Below are 16,356 nucleotides of genomic sequence, written 5' to 3'. Positions count from 1 at the left end.
ATAAACTGACTGAAAGCAGTGGGGAGGGTGTAGACTTGTTTGGAAAGCCGATCGTCAATGAACTTGCCAACGGCATACGTTTCTTCTGGTTGCCCACCGACAAATTCAAAACGGTGACCATGAAGATGTACATTCATCAGGAACTCAGGAAGGAACTGGCCACCGGGACTGCCCTGTTGCCATCGGTATTGAAAAGGGGAACACAAAGGTATCCCGAGACAATCTGCCTGCAGCGGGAGCTTGAGAACCTGTACGGGGCTGAACTTTCCACCAGTGTGGGAAAGAAGGGGGAACGCCAGCTGGTGGAGATTTCGCTGGATATGGTTCACCCCGGTTATCTGGAAGAGGACAATCATTTGCGAAGGGGGCTGGACATATTAAGAAGCATCCTGAGTGAACCGCTGGTTGAAGAGGGCGGGTTCCGGTCTGCATATGTCGAGCAGGAGAAGGTCCAACTGGGACAGGAGATCAAAAGCCTGATCAACAACAAAACTGCCTATGCGCTGGAACGCTGTATCCAGGAGATGTGCAGTCATGAGCGGTTTGGAATATACAAACTGGGCTACGTGGGGGGATTGACGTCGATTGAACCCCGGGGCCTTTATCGCTATTCCCGCGAATTACTCGTTGAGAACCCGATTGATCTTTACATGGTTGGGCTACGCGACCGGGAGAAGATCGAGGAAATAGTTGCCGACACCTTTTCATTTGCCCGGGAAACGACACCCAGGGAATTGCCTCCCACGGAGATTTCGGGCAATGGCCGGGAGGTTCTTGTCAGGGAGGAGTTGATGCCTGTAAATCAGGCCCAGCTCGTTCTTGGCTATCGTACCAACATTACCCTTGACCATGAACTTTACTATCCCCTGGCTTTTTACAACGGCATCCTTGGCGTTTTCCCCCACTCGAAGCTGTTTCAGAACGTAAGGGAAAAAGCAAGCCTGGCCTATTTTGTTTTCTCGCGATTGGAGAAGCACAAAGGGATCATGATCATTGCCGCCGGTATAGATCCTGTGCACTACTGCAAGTCCCTGGAGATTATACAGGCACAGACTGAAGCCATTGCCGATGGTGAAATCACCCGGGATGAGATGGAGAATACGCGCATCGGTTTTATAAACCAGCTGCGATCCCAGGCCGACCATCCGGGCAATATCATCAATTTCCATCTTGATGCCGATATAGGTGGGCGGCACCGGGGGCTTGATGAAGTGATCGAAAAAATACAACAGGTTACAATGGAAGAAGTCGTCGCCGCGGCCCGAAGAGTTAGGTTGGACACCGTCTACTTCTTGCACGGTGACGGAGGGGAGGAGAAAGGCCATGATTCCTGATTGGACCATTTTACGCAACGATCTGCTCAAGGAACAGGTTTACCACGGGGAGGTTCCTCCCGGCCTGAACCTGTATATTCTGCCCAAGAAGGGGTACCAAAAGGGTTATGCTGTTCTGGCCACCTCTTTCGGTTCCATCGATCATCGCTTCATGGTCAACGGGAGGGATGAATACGTCGAAATTCCCGATGGCGTGGCACACTTCCTGGAACATAAATTGTTCGAGGATGACCGGGGTGATGTCTTTCATCGATTTGCGGCACTGGGGGCGCAGGCCAACGCCTTCACCTCTTTTACACAGACGGCGTATCTGTTCTCCAGCACCCAGAACTTTGCTGACAGCCTTGAATTGCTGTTGGACTTTGTTCAGGACCCTTATTTTACCGAAGAGTCGGTCCGGAAAGAACAGGGGATTATTGCGCAGGAAATACGTATGTACGATGACAATCCCCAGTGGCGTATTTTCTTCAACCTTCTGGATGCGCTCTACCGTGAACATCCGGTCAAGATAGATATCGCCGGCACGGTGGAAAGTATCAGCCGCATCACACCGGAAGTTCTTTACCGTTGTTACCACACATTTTACCATCCCGAAAACATGGCCCTTTTCGTTGTCGGCGGGGGGATCGATCCCGATGAGATCGGGCGGCAGGTAGCTCGCAATTACATGGCCCGTGATTACAGCCCGCTCGGCAAGATCAGACGCAGTTATCCGCGGGAACCGTCGGAAATCAACAGGCGCCGGGTGGTGCAATCCATGGTCGTGGCCGAGCCGCTTATCAATATCGGCTTCAAGGACAGATCCCCGGAGTCTCTACCGGCAAGAGAGGCGTTGAAACATGAGATCGTCAACGATCTGGTCATGGATATAATCTTTGCCGAAAGCGAGCCCTTTTACAACGAGCTTTACGAGGAAGGCCTTATCAATGACCAGTTCGAAGCGGGGTACGTGATGGACAAAAACTATGCTTACACGATAATCAGTGCTGAAACCAGGGATCCCGAACTGCTTTACAGCCGCATCATGGAAGGGATAGAGAAGACGAAGGCAGAAGGCTTTGGCCGTGAACAGGTGGAACGGCTGGCAAGGGCCAAGCTGGGCAATTTCATGCGCCGTTTCAATTCTCTTGAATATATCGCCAACAACTTCCTGGCATATCGTTTCAGGGGGTTGGATTTCTTTGCCTATCCGGAACTGTTGAAGGAGGTAACGGCGGAAGAAGCCAACAGATGCCTCCGCGAACACCTCCGCGATGAAAACCATGCCGTTTCCATAATAGAAAAGATAGAATAACGGAACCGAAGCGGGTGGTCTGCCCGTTAAGCCTTCAATTTGAAAAAATTGCAGACCGCCGTTCAACGAAAGGGCGGCGGGGCGATGGGGAGGAAGAGTGATGGTTGACAAAAACGTAGAGAAGGAATTTGTAAAAGAAATCACCTCGCAGTCCGAGGATTACTCCCAGTGGTATGTTGATATTATCCTCAAGGCCGAGTTGATGGATTATGCACCGGTGAAGGGATGCATGGTCATCCGTCCTTACGGCTATGCAATCTGGGAGAATATCCAGAGGTTGCTCGATCGGCGTATCAAGGACACCGGGCACGAAAATGCCTATTTTCCCCTGTTCATACCCCGGAATCTCCTGCAGAAGGAGGCCGATCATGTCGAGGGCTTTGCCCCCGAGGTGGCCTGGGTAACCCGGGGCGGGGACGAGGAACTCGCCGAACCGCTTTTTATCAGGCCGACTTCCGAAGCAATCATCTGTAACATGTATTCCCGGTGGATCCAGTCATGGCGGGATCTGCCGGTCCTGATCAACCAGTGGTGCAATGTCGTCCGCTGGGAAAAATCAACCCGTCCCTTCTTGCGCACATCCGAGTTCTTGTGGCAGGAGGGTCATACCTGTCACCGCGCGGAAGAGGAAGCAGAAGACGAAGCCTTGAAGATGTTGGATGTTTACCGTGAATTCATCGAAGATGAACTGGCCATTCCCGTGTACACCGGCCAGAAAACGGAGAAGGAAAAATTTGCCGGCGCCCTGCATACTTACACGGTGGAAGCACTGATGAGCGATGGCAAAGCGCTGCAGGCCGGAACCTCGCACAATCTGGGCCAGCATTTTGCACGTGTATTTGACATCACTTTCATGGATATGGATGATCAGCTCAAATATGTCTGGCAGACTTCATGGGGGGTGTCGACGCGGCTCATCGGTGCCGTGATCATGGTCCATGGAGATGACCGGGGACTGGTTCTTCCCCCGGCGATTGCCCCGCTGCAGGCCGTGATCATCCCCATCATCACCAAAAAGGATCGGGAAACAGTCCTGGCGGAAGTCGGCAATATTGCGGCAAAGCTGGAAAATATCGTGCGCCTCAAGGTGGATGACCGCGAAGGTTATTCCCCCGGGTGGAAATTCAACGAATGGGAGATGAAGGGGGTTCCCTTGCGCATTGAACTCGGTCCCCGGGACATCAGGAATGGGAGGGTGATTGCCGTACGCAGGGACACGGGCGGGCGGGAAGAAATTCCTTTCGAAGATGTTCCCGCCAGGGTGCCGGAACTTCTGAAAGAAATACAGGGCGATATGTACCGCCGGGCCCGGGCTTTCCTTTCCGAGCATACGGTTACCATGGACGATTATGAACAATTCCAGACCCATATGGCAGACAGCAGGGGGTTCGTCCTGAGCGGATGGTGCGGCAAGGAATCATGCGAGGAGTGTATCAAGGAAGAGACCGGGGCGACGATCAGGTGTATCATTGCCGAACAGGACAACGGGGATGGACCTCGCACCTGCCTCTGTTGCGGGGAGGAAGCGCGTTACCGGGTTTATTTTGCGCGTTCCTACTGATCCGGTCCTTGCCATCGCCCTCTTCATGCAGCAAGGGTCGGGTTCCGGCTACGCGAATTCAAAGCATACCATTGCCGGGGTTGACAATTTGTAACTTTACGAACAACAGGGCAACCAAGGTTGCCCATGGAAGCCGACAAGATAAAATATGGTATATTGTCTTTATCCAGGAAAGGAGTGGAACCGTTGCCGCAGGAAAAGAAGCAATTGCGACGCAAAATTCTGAAAATCAGGGATCTATTCACGGCTGCCGAGATCAGGGAAAAAAGTCTGGCCATCACCGAAAATTTTGTAGGACTGGAGGCTTACCGAAAAGCAGAGACGATCATGTTCTTCGTTCCCTTCAGGAATGAAGTGGACACCCGTTATCTGGCGGAAAGAAGTATGGAATTGCACAAAAAGGTACTGGTGCCGCGAACCATAAAAGAAAAAAGAGAACTTATTCCATCCCTTTTGTTGAATTGGGATGATGATCTTGTTCCCGGGGAATACGGGATCCCCGAGCCCCCGCCCGAAAAATTGCGCCCTGTGGAACCCCGTTTGATCGATATGGTAATTGTACCCGGGGTGGCTTTTGACCTGTCAGGGAACAGGCTCGGTTACGGGGGCGGTTACTATGATCGATTTTTTGAGCGGCTGCAGGAAAACACCCCACTCGTGGCCACGGTTTTTGATCACCAGATAGTGGAACAGGTACCGGTGGATCCCTGGGATCGCCGTGTTGACGCCATCGTCACCGAGGAAAGGGTACTCTCTTTCTAACTCAATATCTTGAACAGGGGCGATTTCTCCCGTTCAGACAGCCCCTGGATAAACAGCTCTGTCAGGGTATCGGTCAGCGGGTCCAGTTCGGATTCCCGGTCATGTACAATCTCCCACAGGAAACTTTCCAGCATCAGGATAATTGCCTTGGCTGACAATTGCAGGTCCAGGTTGCGGGATACCAGGCCAATTTCCCTCCCTTTTTCAAGGTCCCTCTTGATGCGAGCGATGAAGTGATCGATGATTTTGTCCCAGTGTTCAAATACGGCATCGGATTGCCCCAGTGATTTCTGCAGCACTTTGAAAAGGGGGCGCCGGGCATCGGCCATGACCAGGGTGGCGTGGATTTTATCCCGGAAAGTTTCTTTCAGGTCTTCCAGATTGTTGATGGGCTTGTCAATGTTGAGCAAGCTGTTGAAATTTTCCATGGCCCGATCAACAACCCTGTTCATGAGATCTTCTTTTCCGCGAAAATGGCTGTAAACAGTACCGTATCCCACATTTGCCTCCTGACTGATTCTGGTTATTGTGGCTTTGTGGTACCCGTATTCCAGAAATACTTTCTCTGCGGTCTCGATGATCAGTTGCTGGGTGATGCGGCTTCTAAGGTAGGGTCTTTTTTTATAAACTTTTCCTCTCAAGGTGGAAACCTCCTTTTTTCCCTTTGTCGGATTCAGCTGGAGCGGAATGCATTCACCGTTGTTGCAATAATTCCGTACAAAAAGTATATAATATGTATATTGATGCCATTACCAAGATTATGAAAGGGAAGTTTTGTTCATTGTATCACACTTTTCAGAAAATGTGAACTATTGAAATAAAAAAAATTATTTATATATGGAGTGGTGAAAAATGACAACGATATGGGCATTGGCCGATCTTCATCTCCCCGGAGAAGATAACAAACCGATGGACATATTCGGACCGGAGTGGGAAGATCATCCGGACAGGATCATGCAAGGCTGGCAGTCCAACATCAAAGATCATGATCTGGTTATCATTCCCGGGGATATTTCCTGGGCCATGCACCTCGAGGGTGCCCGGGGTGATCTGAACTGGATTGCAGCTCTCCCGGGTCAGAAGATACTGGTGCGGGGCAATCATGACTACTGGTGGAAATCGATTTCCAGGGTGCGGGCTGCCCTTCCGTCTGGAATGTGGGCCATACAGAACGATCATTATTACTTTCAAGGGTGGGCAATCTGTGGAACGAGGGGATGGATCTGCCCGGGGGATTCACGTTTTGACCCCGAAGAAGACCAGAAAATATATCTTCGCGAGACGCAAAGGCTGGAGTTGTCGTTGAAGAGTGCTCATGATCGCGGATATCGGCAGATAATAGCGTCGTTACACTTTCCCCCCTTCAATGTCAAGAGAGAGCCTTCGGGATTCACGGAGCTGCTGGATGCTTACGGGGTCAAGATCTGTATATATGGCCACTTGCATGCCGAAGCCAGGAAGCTTGCCTTTGAAGGGAAACTGGGCGGGACACGTTATATTTTTGTCGCCGCCGATCATCTTGGGTTTGTACCGACGCCAATTGTCACCGGTATAGGGGATCGTGCCGGGCAGGAATGACCTGCGGGATGTCGGAGGGGTTGCCACCTGACATGTGTTCCATATCGGTGACGCTTCAACGCATGTTGAGACGGTAGTATTGATGTCAAGGGCCTAAGACATGGCTCGTGAAAAAGGCTTGATACAAGCCTTTTTCGTAAATTTAAGTCTAAAATTTATTGGGGGGAAATGTGAATTTTTTGCTTTGCGGGAACATGTCAAAACAGGATCAAATGCTTGCGAGTGGTCGATTTAGATGTCAGTGTTTAACCAGTGGTCGATTTAGATAACATGGGTTTGCGAGTGGTCAATTTAGATGTTTTTTTGAAAATGGCGAGGTTGTGTGGTCAGGATGGATGTAGAATTGGTAATTCATTATTATACATTTAAAGTATTATTAAGGCAAGGTGAAGATAATGATTATAGTGAATGACTTGCTCAGGAAAAAAAAGCGTAGAAGAAATACGGGAAAAGTTAAGGTTGATTTATATGCATATGCAACGGAACTCTATGAAGAGTTAGATTCAATCGGAATAATTGAACGCATGAAGGCTGTTCCTCAATTAGGTGTTATAAGGGTCGAAAATAAATTATTGAAAAGTAGATATGATTATGTATTTTTACAATTGTATTTTCATCAATTAATAAAAAGGGAATTACAAGATCAATTAAAATATACATATAATAATCCAGTCAAATCATCAGAATTTTATACGAACTTACAATATCCTAACGGGTGTAAAATACCTACTATTGGAGATCTGCTTCAAATTTTAACAATAGTATATAATATAGGTCATTTTTATAACACCTTCGTCGCGTCTCGTTCAGCGGTATTACTTGCAGACCAAAAAGCAGATTTTCATAAAATGATTGTTTATAGTTCGGATAATGAACGCTTCCATGCTGAAGCTGAAAAAATTTTGAGGGATAATAACTATCAGAGATTTCACTTATTAAATTCGCTGTTAGTTCTCGAACGATGTGATCATAGCAAGCAATCTGTAGTTCTTGCCGAAGAACTTATATATGCATATATAAATGACAAAGTATTCAATGATGAAAAAAAATTAAGTTATATTTTCAAACTTTTCCGTTCTGTCCGGAGTGTTTCTTATATTTCTTACGATTTACAAATAGCAAAAACACCGATTACTATTGATTTATGCGAAGACAAGACAATTCTGATACTGTTTCGGGAATTGTTATCGATTTATAATAATAACAGTTCAACTGAGCAATTATTAAATTCAATTAGTAAAATGTTAAATGATACTGTTTATAATGAAATCTCAAATGCTATTTGCTATTATGCTATTTCCAAGAAAATTATAAAAAAGGTTCTAACCCCACAAAAGAATCCGAAAAAATATTATGAGGATTTTTGGTTAAATAACAATAGCCCTTTTAACATATCGTATCCACAAAAGAAGGATTTTTGCAAAGATGGCATATTAAAGCTGACATTTGATGCTATTGACAACGGGTTGTCTAAAAAACTATTTCAATCATTAGAAAGAATCAATAAATCCCGTGTAGGTTATTATGATAGGCATCAAGGTGAGAGAACCATACTGGTGTCAATAAAAAAGCATTGTGAAGACAAAACGCATGTAGCACTCAATATTTTACGAACTGTTATTATCTATTTGAGGGCTGTTCCCAATATAAACATTAATGATGTTCGTTTTCTCTTGTCAAGCAAGTTCTTTCTTCGATATTTTTTCAATGAATACCCTATATTAATTAAACCTACTATTGATCAAAATATTTGTGTTCTATGTAATAGAGGGAAAAAACAAAGAATTGATGCAGTACAAGCACTTCTAAAAAATAAGATTGGAACCGTAGATGAGCGCCATGAGGCGGATCATCTATGCTACATATTAAGTGAAGATGCAAAAAATGATACTACTATTACAATACCAGCAAGCATCCTCGTTTATAAAAAAAATCAGCCTGGACATAAATTATGTGAATTTGATGGGATTATTATTTTTCCAATGCGCAAAGAAAAACAAGTTGTTTTACTTGAAGCAAAAAATACAAATCATTCGCCCTTGTATAGTAAAAAATGTTTATGTCAAAAGCTCGAAACACTGGGGATTTCCTACAATACAGACGATGTGGAATTGCATGGTAACGATGCCTCACTTTCATTAACCATATAAAAGGCACCCTACGTTATAATTCGTAGGGTGCCTTGCTCTCTTTCAGCCTTATTCTCTCACATCCGCCGTCACGCCAGACTTGAATTCCACGGTGAATTTATCCTCGTAGACGGTGATTTTTTCAACCAGCCGCCGGACAAGTGACTCATCATATTCGGTAATCGCTGTGGGCTGCCCTTTTAGGAATTCACTCATATCGTCAATGTGTTTTTTCAGTTCGTCCCGCCCGATTACCTCAAGCTGTACTTTTTGCTTTTCGTCACGCAGGCGGTAAATTTCCTCGCCCACTTTATCGTAGTCTGCTTTGGAGTTGGCCAGTTTCACAAGCTCTGTTTGAAGCTCCTCCAGCCGTTTGTCGATGCCGGCAAGTTTTGTATCGTTTTCATGACTTATGACGGTCTCAATATTATTTTTAAGAACAGAGAGGAAGGAATCCTTATCGCATAGCGTTTGGTTGATTGCATTGACCAGCACCTGCTCAATGGTGCCTTCCGGTACCGTGCGGGCATTGCAGAACTGGCCGGTGTTTTCGAGCCTGCTGATGCAGCGCCAAACGATGGACTTTTTCCCTCGATTATTCCAATGAATTCTGCGGAAAAATTCTCCACAGCCACCGCAGATAATCATATTTGAAAAGCAGTGCGTACTGCTGAAGGTCCTCTTCTTACCATTTGGGCTGGTGTGGACGATGCGGCGGCGGATAAGTTCTTCTTGCACCTGCATGAAAATTTCTCGCGGGATGATGGCCTCATGGCTGTTCTCTACATAATACTGAGGGACAATGCCATGGTTTTTCACTCGTTTTTTCGTTAGAAAATCAGTAGTATATGTCTTTTGCAAAAGGGCATCGCCTATATATTTTTCATTCCGCAAAATCTGGTTGATGTTGCTGGTGTGCCATTTTTTCCTCCCTGCACCGTTTAGAATACCATCGGCCTCAAGGCCGCGGGCAATTTTTAGCATACTTGCGCCCTCAAGATATTCTCGGTATATTCGTTTTACAACCTCAGCTTCTTCCGGAACAATGATTAGCTTCTTGTTTTCATTCTTGGTATAACCAAGGAACCGTGCACAGTTTATTTGAATTTCACCCTGCTGGTAGCGGTACTGCAGCCCAAGCTTTACGTTCTGGCTTAACGATTGGCTTTCCTGCTGGGCAAGGGATGCCATGATGGTGAGCATAATTTCGCCCTTGGAATCCATGCTATCGATATTTTCTTTCTCAAAATATACGGGTATGTTCTTGTCTTTTAATTGTCTAATGTAGTTCAAGCAATCCACTGTATTCCTTGCAAAGCGGCTTATTGATTTGGTGATTACCTTATCTATTTTGCCTGCCATGCAGTCCTCAATCATGCGGTTGAATTCCTCGCGCTTTTTGGTGTTGGTGCCCGAAATACCATCGTCGGCATAAATACCGGCCAGCTCCCAATCCGGATGCCCGTTTATATAAGCAGTATAATGCGTAATTTGTGCGTCATAACTGGTTTCCTGTTCGTCGCTATCGGTGGAAACGCGGCAGTAAGCAGCTACGCGAAGTTTTGGGTTTTCTTCATCATTTTTTACTGAACACGCTTTTTTCCTTGCCGGAAGCAGCGTTACAGTCATTTTTTCTTCCATTTTTACGGGTCCTCACTTTCTATCAAGCTGTAGGCATATTCCGCCTGCTGGAACGGATCATCAAATTGCTCTGTACCCTGGACGATGCGGAATGTAGAGGGGTAGACGATTTCCTTCTTTATTTCTGATTCATGGATTCGGCCGAGTTTTTCTGCCCGCCTGATGCGTTCTGCTTCAGCGGCTTCAAAAGTGTCGGGTTCAATAATTGCCGGATAATAACCATCACCGAAATAGTATTTATTTCTGAGCATCCTGCCGATTCCTGCGTGGAAGGCCTTAATATCTGCCTTCTTTGCGGCCGAGGTTAACGAATCGCCGCTCAGATAAGATTGAAATAATGTTTTTATTTTCTTAGCAGCTTGTTCATCAACAACGGCTTTTCCATTTTCAATTAGATATCCGTATGGGATATGGCTCATTTATCTTATCAACCTTTCTTTTAGCGTTAAGCCGCATTTTAATTCAAACCCGATTTCCGCCCGGGAATACACAATAATTCGCTCTACGAAGCGGGTGAACAGCTTGCCGTCAAAGGTATCCAACATTTCCGACTTCGTAGCGTACTGCAAAAGTTCGCTGACTTCATGCAGGTTTGTATTGTCGCTGTTTATGAAGCGGGATAAGGATTCTTTTTGGCGTTGTATACGCTCGGCTTCTTGTATAAGCTCATTATTGCTTCTATTGTATACGGCAGGGTCAAGATAACCACGGGTCTGCAGAGCAATCAGCACCTGCCGTTGTTTTTCATTTTCTTTAAGCTTCTCATCAAGGTCGTGAAGCTTTTCTATGCTATCTTCGGATTTGATACCCCGCAGACTCATGAGTAGCGGCTTTAAAATAATCTGATGCCCAAAGATGAGCTTGTTCATCATAGTTACAAACGCATATTCAAAATCCGTCTCCGGAATGTATTTCATTGAGCACCTTTCAATATCCAAGATATGTGTTAAGCAGCACCATGCGATATTATGTCTGCCGGTAGAATGTATTCGGCGCTTAAACTTGCCGCCGCACTCACCGCAAATTATTTTGCCGGAAAAGGGGTAACGGTTCTGATACTTTTTATCCTGTTTTTCCAATCCTTTTTCCTTACCACGCTGCTCTATAATCATCTGCGCAGCTTCGAAATCTTCATGGCTGACAATCGCATCGTGGTGGCTTTTAATCAAGTACTGGTCTTTTTCGCCGTAATTGTAATGGCGGCTGAAGTGTGCGTCGGTATAGGTCTTTTGAAAAATGGCGTCCCCGGTATATTTTTCATTACCGGCTATCCCGCGAATGGTAGTCGCCGTCCAGTGGCCGCCTTTCTTAGAGGGAATGCCCCGCTGATTTAATGCATTCGCAATTTTTTGCGTACCTTTGCCGGATAGAATTTCGGTGAAAATATGGCGGACGATTTCTGCTTGGGGTTCATTTATTACAAGCTTTCCATCTACGGTATCATATCCGTAGGGCGGGCAAGATATTTTGTATGTCCCGTTTTGAAATCTGCGTATTACAGACCATTTACTGTTTTCCGCAATAGAAACCGATTCACTTTCGGCCAGCCCAGATAGGATTGACAGCATGAGTTCGCTTTCCATTGACCCCGTGTTTATGTTTTCCTTCTCAAAATAGATAAAAATGCCGAGGTCAAGCAGTTTTCTGACAAGTTCCAAACAGTCCGTTGTATTCCTTGCAAACCGGCTGATTGATTTCGTTACAATAAGATTGAATTTCCCGCTTTCGCCGTCGGAGACCATTTGAAGTAGTCCTGCTCGCTTTTCCTTTTTTGTGCCTGTAATACCTTCGTCAAAATAGATTCCGGCAAATTCCCAATCAGGATTTGCCTTGATATAGGATTCATAGTGCTTAATCTGAGTATCAAGACTTTCTATCTGTTCGCTGCTGTCAGTGGAAACGCGGCAGTATGCCGCAACTTTTAGCCTTGGATTCTCCGCTGTTTCAGCTGTATTTGGATCAATTTTTGTTACTTTTTTCAAATCCTCACCTCCTTGGTTAGTGTCACATATTACCTCTGCTGCTCAGTAATATCAACGCCTTTCAGGCATTATCTGCGCCAGTGCGGGGGAGAAGGATTTGCGGTTTAGTGCAGTTATCCTGTTAAATTCGTACAAAGAGATAAGCCCATTTTGAAGCATGGAATCGAGTATACTCTGGGCCCGTATATAATCAACTTCGCGCTGTAATTGTTCATGCGGGATAGTGCTTTTTTCGCCAGCAATTTGTTGCCTGTTTTCCAATAGATTATTATTTTGATCATTGATCATAAAAACTCCCTCCTCGCTATACGGAGAAAAGCGGAGTATTTTATACACCCATAAATAAAAAAAGCCCGCAGAGGTTTTATACTCTGCGGGCCTTACAATATCTATTACGAATATTTAATGAAGGCATCGGTAAATCCCGCCGCCTTCGCTTTTTGAAGCATGGCATCGGCGTTTTCTTTAACGGCAAAGGCGCCAATCTGGACACGATAGAGCTTGCCGGAAGGCGCAGGGGGCTCTGGCTTTACAATAGCCGCGTCAAGCAGCTTTTTAACATCTGACCTAAAGGTATCCATATTCTTGCCGTGTTTGGGGAACCAGTGCATCACATCGGAATGGTTACTGGCAATGCCCCGGGTATAGCCTTCAGAGTGGCAGATTAAGACTCCATCTTTTAAAGGATCGAGGCTATATTCTTTGCAAAGGTATGCGCAAAGCTCGCTTGCCTCTTTGTATACGGCGTTAAAATAAACCGGGTCTGCCAGACCGTCTTCGCATATTTCAAACCCTATATGGGTATCGTTTCCCGAACCTTTAGGACCTGAAGCGCAGTGCCAGCCCCGCATATTCCAGGGCAAGGTCTGATAGGTGGCAATCGAGCCATCGGCCAGCTTGCCAATAAACGCGTGCACGCAGACTTGTCTGCCGTCCGGTTTATCTTGGTTCCAATGGTTGCCGTATTGGTTTTTGCCAAGCAGTCCATCATCAGGTCCTACATAGCGTTTCAAATTTGGGTTGTTCGCTCCCGTTGAATGGACCATGACGCCCTTTGGCGTTAGAGGTTTGCCCGCCTTATAGCAGGCATTGTTCGTTAAAATAAGTTTATGAAGATTCATTTTATTCGCCATCCTTTCCATGAAGTTGCGCCAACACATCTTTTAACTTATCCGGCACAGGCAGCCCTATGGCAGCGGCATTTTCCAAAAGGCTTACGCCCTCGTTTGCAATATAGAAGAAAATAACCGCGGTCCGAAGCGGTGCGCCTTCACCGCCTAAAAGATAGGCGTCAATCAGGTGCCCGATGCCTACCACAAGGAAAAGAGCCACTTTTTTTGCAATTCCTTGAGCGCCGATTCGGCTTGATAATTTCCTTTCGACGATGGCGCGCAGTACGCCCGTGATGTAATCGACAACCACAAAGGCTATGAGGGCATAAAGAAAACCGTCAACACCCCCGAAATACCAGCCCAGTATACCGCCTACGCCCGCAATGGCTGTTTGTGTCCATAACCAGATCGTTTTCATTAGGTAATACCTCCGTTTCGTAAAATTTGTATATAAAAAAGCACACCCTGTTATATTAAAGGCGTGCTGAATGTTTAAATAAATATGGTTGCTTGGCTAAGTTTGTTTGGGAAGGGCTGCCCAAAGCCGCAGATCCTCCTGCCCCAGGGACCATAGTGCAAAGCCGCGCAGGCCCCAGCGGTACGCAGCCTCGTTCGCCCAGTAGACAAGACTGTCTACGTCCTGGTAATAAACGATGCCAAAGCCGTCCGCATCCCCGAGAAAAAGCCTTGAGCACCACACATTTATATCCCGCGGGATAAACACAGCGGTATAATCTGCATTGCATGGAATAGAAAGCATGGGCGAATGTACGAAATCGTAGTCCATTGAAATGTCTTCGCTTCGGGTAGCGGATTCTTCAACGTCATTTTGTAAAGTAAATACCTGAAATTCGCTATCCCATAGAACATTCGCACGGTCTATCCTGCCATAGCTTTCAGTAGAGCCATCCGGCATTTTTACATCGAAGGCTTCATACGGTTCGTACGTCCAGGCGTCCCCTAAGCGCAGAAGTTCGCATTTAATCTGTCCGTCGGATTTAAGTCCGCTATAGCCGCTTGAAGGTGAGACCTGGGCAGTAAACCTGAGAGTGTTGCTGTTCCCGGAATAAACCCGCACTTTATTACCGCGTTTTCGCATCTCAAACAGATACATATTAGGTTCATCATGGATATCCTTATCCGGTGTTTTAGAATATGAACCTTGCCATGAGCCAAGTAAAGATGCGCCTTGGTAAAGCTCTATTCTCTGGTTGTCTATATTTATGGCGCAGTATATATCGCCAAGGAATACACCCGCTTTGCCGCCCCCGTTTTGAGGAAACGCTATTCTTGCCCTTATATGAACGTCAGAAAAACCCTCATAGTTCCATGCAAGCTGGCCGCTTCCTTCAAGCTGGGAATACACACGATCCTGTGAATGTTGATCGCTTCTCCATACGGCCCATGAACCCGAGATAACTTTCCAGTAGGTGTTCTGAAGTGTTACAGGGTCACGGAAATCCTCGTACCAAATAAGCGCCGAATCAGGTTTTCGTCTAAGAACTTCGGTAGTCAGTTTAAATCCCTTGTCAGGCACAGCCACGTTTCCATCAACATCTTTGAAGCTTCGAGGCGAGAGCGCAAAAGACGCTGAACCCGAAAAAGGCTTCTCAGAGAATGCGGAGCAGACCCTGAACCCATAGAACTGGGTGCCATAAGCGCCGCCTTTTATGGTTAAGGTGTGCGCTCCTTCGGAAAGCTCAACGCCGGTGGAATGCGGTGCCCAGAAATTTTTTCTAAAGTACGGCCACCACAGCCGGTTTTCTGTGAAGGTGCGGGATATCCCGTCAAGCTCTATCGTTATCTCGTTTCTGTCCCAGAAAGGGAAACATAGTTTTACGGCAATATCGTAAATTCCTGCCTGTTCAATATTAAAATTATATGTGGCTGCACCGTCTTTTGCGGACAATGTAACCATACCGCTGCCTACGATGATACCGTCCGTATAATCATCCGGAGTCCCATCTCTGTCAATGAAAACTGTACCGAACTCCGCTTTTTGTTCCTTGCCGTAGCAGGTAAGATAACGGCGCCGATTATAGGTGTCGCTAATGATTGGCGGTTCTTTCGATGATGCATCGCCGCCTTCGGCATAATCGTATATGTGTGGGAACATATATGGCACTTTGTTGTAATCATCCCAATAGGCAAGCCATGGTATAAAAGGTTCCGGGGGCTCATTGCCGGTAAAATTATAGCCGCCCTCAGCCCAGAGCTTAGCTGCATAGTAGGTCACTGATACGCCGCGGTATTCTTTTCCAAGGTCAGAAGGTAGCGCATATATTTGCCACTCCCAGCCGTATCCCGGAAGGCCCATGAAGATTTTCTTTGGATCCATTGCCTTTACCGCATAGTTATAAATGCCTTCAAGCCAGTCACGTGGAGAAACAGGACCGGGAGCCGAGCCTGCCCATGCCATGCCGTATGACATAATTGCCGCAGTATCACAATAAGCATCAAGGTCAGCATATACGCACCAGTTTTCGCCGCCTACCGAACCTTCCACGCCCGTCATGCCGGGAAGACAGATGTTGACCTGCTTTGCGGCGCTGTAGCCTTTAACTGTGGAATAAATAAGGGAGAAGAGCTGATTTGCTGCATCCTTGTTTTCATATCCGCCGCCGCGCTCAAGGTCTATATCAATCCCCGCGCACCACGGATATTTTTGCATTATCCTGATCAGTTCCGAAAGAAAGGTATCCCTCGCTCCGTTTGTGTTATTGCGAAGGGCAGTGAAAATAGCCGCATCGCCGTTATTCATGCACGTACAGAGCCATTTTATATGGGGCCATTTCGCGCGATAGGCTGAAAGGCTCGAAACAGGGACCCCCGTTTCATTTATAGTGCCGTCTAAATTTATGTTAAAAGAGAACATTCCTACGGTGCCTATTCTGTCCCCGTAGTCATTTATGGCGTCATACATGCGGGTATTGCCCATGAAAGTCCATACCATGTTTTTCTTG

At 46.4% G+C, this 16,356-nt stretch carries 14 protein-coding genes; 6 read left to right on the top strand and 8 right to left on the bottom strand.

What is annotated here, in order from left to right; genetic code table 11:
* Positions 1-35 precede the first annotated feature (35 nt).
* The 4 genes from GX364_07330 (at position 36) to GX364_07315 (ending at position 4,951) form a co-directional block, all read left to right on the top strand.
* On the top strand, positions 36-1,334 hold the full coding sequence (locus GX364_07330; GenBank protein NLI70658.1) for an insulinase family protein: 1,299 nt from the start codon (positions 36-38) through the stop codon (positions 1,332-1,334).
* Positions 1,324-2,628: an insulinase family protein gene (locus tag GX364_07325; protein ID NLI70657.1), complete on the top strand. Its 1,305-nt coding sequence runs from the start codon at positions 1,324-1,326 to the stop codon at positions 2,626-2,628. Before GX364_07330 ends, GX364_07325 begins: the two co-directional genes overlap by 11 nt.
* Before the next feature lie 100 nt (positions 2,629-2,728).
* Positions 2,729-4,189: a proline--tRNA ligase gene (locus GX364_07320; protein NLI70656.1), complete on the top strand. Its 1,461-nt coding sequence runs from the start codon at positions 2,729-2,731 to the stop codon at positions 4,187-4,189.
* 126 nt (positions 4,190-4,315) lie between these two features.
* On the top strand, positions 4,316-4,951 hold the full coding sequence (locus GX364_07315; protein ID NLI70655.1) for a 5-formyltetrahydrofolate cyclo-ligase: 636 nt from the start codon (positions 4,316-4,318) through the stop codon (positions 4,949-4,951).
* Here the strand turns inward: GX364_07315 and GX364_07310 are convergent.
* On the bottom strand, positions 4,948-5,592 hold the full coding sequence (locus GX364_07310; GenBank protein NLI70654.1) for a TetR/AcrR family transcriptional regulator: 645 nt from the start codon (positions 5,590-5,592) through the stop codon (positions 4,948-4,950). The genes GX364_07315 and GX364_07310 overlap by 4 nt on opposite strands.
* Before the next feature lie 211 nt (positions 5,593-5,803).
* Between GX364_07310 and GX364_07305 the strand changes: the two genes are divergently transcribed.
* On the top strand, positions 5,804-6,529 hold the full coding sequence (locus tag GX364_07305; GenBank protein ID NLI70653.1) for a serine/threonine protein phosphatase: 726 nt from the start codon (positions 5,804-5,806) through the stop codon (positions 6,527-6,529).
* Between the two features lie 392 nt (positions 6,530-6,921).
* Positions 6,922-8,679 carry a hypothetical protein gene (locus GX364_07300; GenBank protein NLI70652.1) on the top strand — a complete coding sequence of 586 codons (1,758 nt, stop codon included), beginning with the start codon at positions 6,922-6,924 and terminating at the stop codon, positions 8,677-8,679.
* 48 nt (positions 8,680-8,727) lie between these two features.
* Here the strand turns inward: GX364_07300 and GX364_07295 are convergent, their stop codons facing one another.
* From GX364_07295 to GX364_07265, 7 genes are all read right to left on the bottom strand, one after another.
* Positions 8,728-10,287, bottom strand: a complete 1,560-nt coding sequence (locus GX364_07295; protein ID NLI70651.1) for a recombinase family protein — start codon at positions 10,285-10,287, stop codon at positions 8,728-8,730.
* A gap of 14 nt (positions 10,288-10,301) precedes the next feature.
* Positions 10,302-10,718, bottom strand: a complete 417-nt coding sequence (locus tag GX364_07290) for a recombinase (GenBank protein ID NLI70650.1) — start codon at positions 10,716-10,718, stop codon at positions 10,302-10,304.
* The gene (locus GX364_07285) at positions 10,719-12,281 is read right to left on the bottom strand and encodes a recombinase family protein (protein NLI70649.1); all 1,563 of its coding nucleotides are present in this window, start codon (positions 12,279-12,281) and stop codon (positions 10,719-10,721) included. It lies immediately after the preceding gene.
* A 51-nt stretch (positions 12,282-12,332) separates the two neighbouring features.
* Positions 12,333-12,524, bottom strand: coding sequence for a hypothetical protein (locus GX364_07280; GenBank protein ID NLI70648.1), 192 nt, complete (start codon positions 12,522-12,524; stop codon positions 12,333-12,335).
* 149 nt (positions 12,525-12,673) lie between these two features.
* Positions 12,674-13,402 carry an amidase gene (locus tag GX364_07275; protein NLI70647.1) on the bottom strand — a complete coding sequence of 243 codons (729 nt, stop codon included), beginning with the start codon at positions 13,400-13,402 and terminating at the stop codon, positions 12,674-12,676.
* A 1-nt stretch (position 13,403) separates the two neighbouring features.
* A complete protein-coding gene (locus GX364_07270) occupies positions 13,404-13,811 on the bottom strand; it encodes a phage holin family protein (GenBank protein ID NLI70646.1) in 408 nt (135 codons plus the stop codon).
* Between the two features lie 96 nt (positions 13,812-13,907).
* Complete coding sequence (locus tag GX364_07265; protein NLI70645.1) at positions 13,908-16,331, bottom strand: glycosyl hydrolase; 2,424 nt, start codon at positions 16,329-16,331, stop codon at positions 13,908-13,910.
* Positions 16,332-16,356: the final 25 nt, after the last annotated feature.

Source organism: Bacillota bacterium (assembly GCA_012518215.1).
Taxonomy (GTDB): Bacteria; Bacillota; Dethiobacteria; order DTU022; family PWGO01; genus JAAYSV01.
The sequence above is the reverse complement of the archived record's forward strand: the minus strand, read 5'-3'. Positions and strand labels throughout refer to the sequence as shown.

Excerpts from the sequence above, each read along its gene's own strand:
- GX364_07325 (NLI70657.1), top strand. The coding sequence starts at position 1,324 with ATGATTCCTGATTGGACCATTTTACGCAACGATCTGCTCAAGGAACAG.
- GX364_07320 (NLI70656.1), top strand. The coding sequence starts at position 2,729 with ATGGTTGACAAAAACGTAGAGAAGGAATTTGTAAAAGAAATCACCTCG.
- GX364_07315 (NLI70655.1), top strand. The coding sequence starts at position 4,316 with ATGGAAGCCGACAAGATAAAATATGGTATATTGTCTTTATCCAGGAAA.
- GX364_07305 (NLI70653.1), top strand. The coding sequence starts at position 5,804 with ATGACAACGATATGGGCATTGGCCGATCTTCATCTCCCCGGAGAAGAT.
- GX364_07295 (NLI70651.1), bottom strand. The coding sequence starts at position 10,287 with ATGACTGTAACGCTGCTTCCGGCAAGGAAAAAAGCGTGTTCAGTAAAA.
- GX364_07290 (NLI70650.1), bottom strand. The coding sequence starts at position 10,718 with ATGAGCCATATCCCATACGGATATCTAATTGAAAATGGAAAAGCCGTT.
- GX364_07275 (NLI70647.1), bottom strand. The coding sequence starts at position 13,402 with ATGAATCTTCATAAACTTATTTTAACGAACAATGCCTGCTATAAGGCG.
- GX364_07270 (NLI70646.1), bottom strand. The coding sequence starts at position 13,811 with ATGAAAACGATCTGGTTATGGACACAAACAGCCATTGCGGGCGTAGGC.
- GX364_07265 (NLI70645.1), bottom strand. The coding sequence starts at position 16,331 with ATGGGCAATACCCGCATGTATGACGCCATAAATGACTACGGGGACAGA.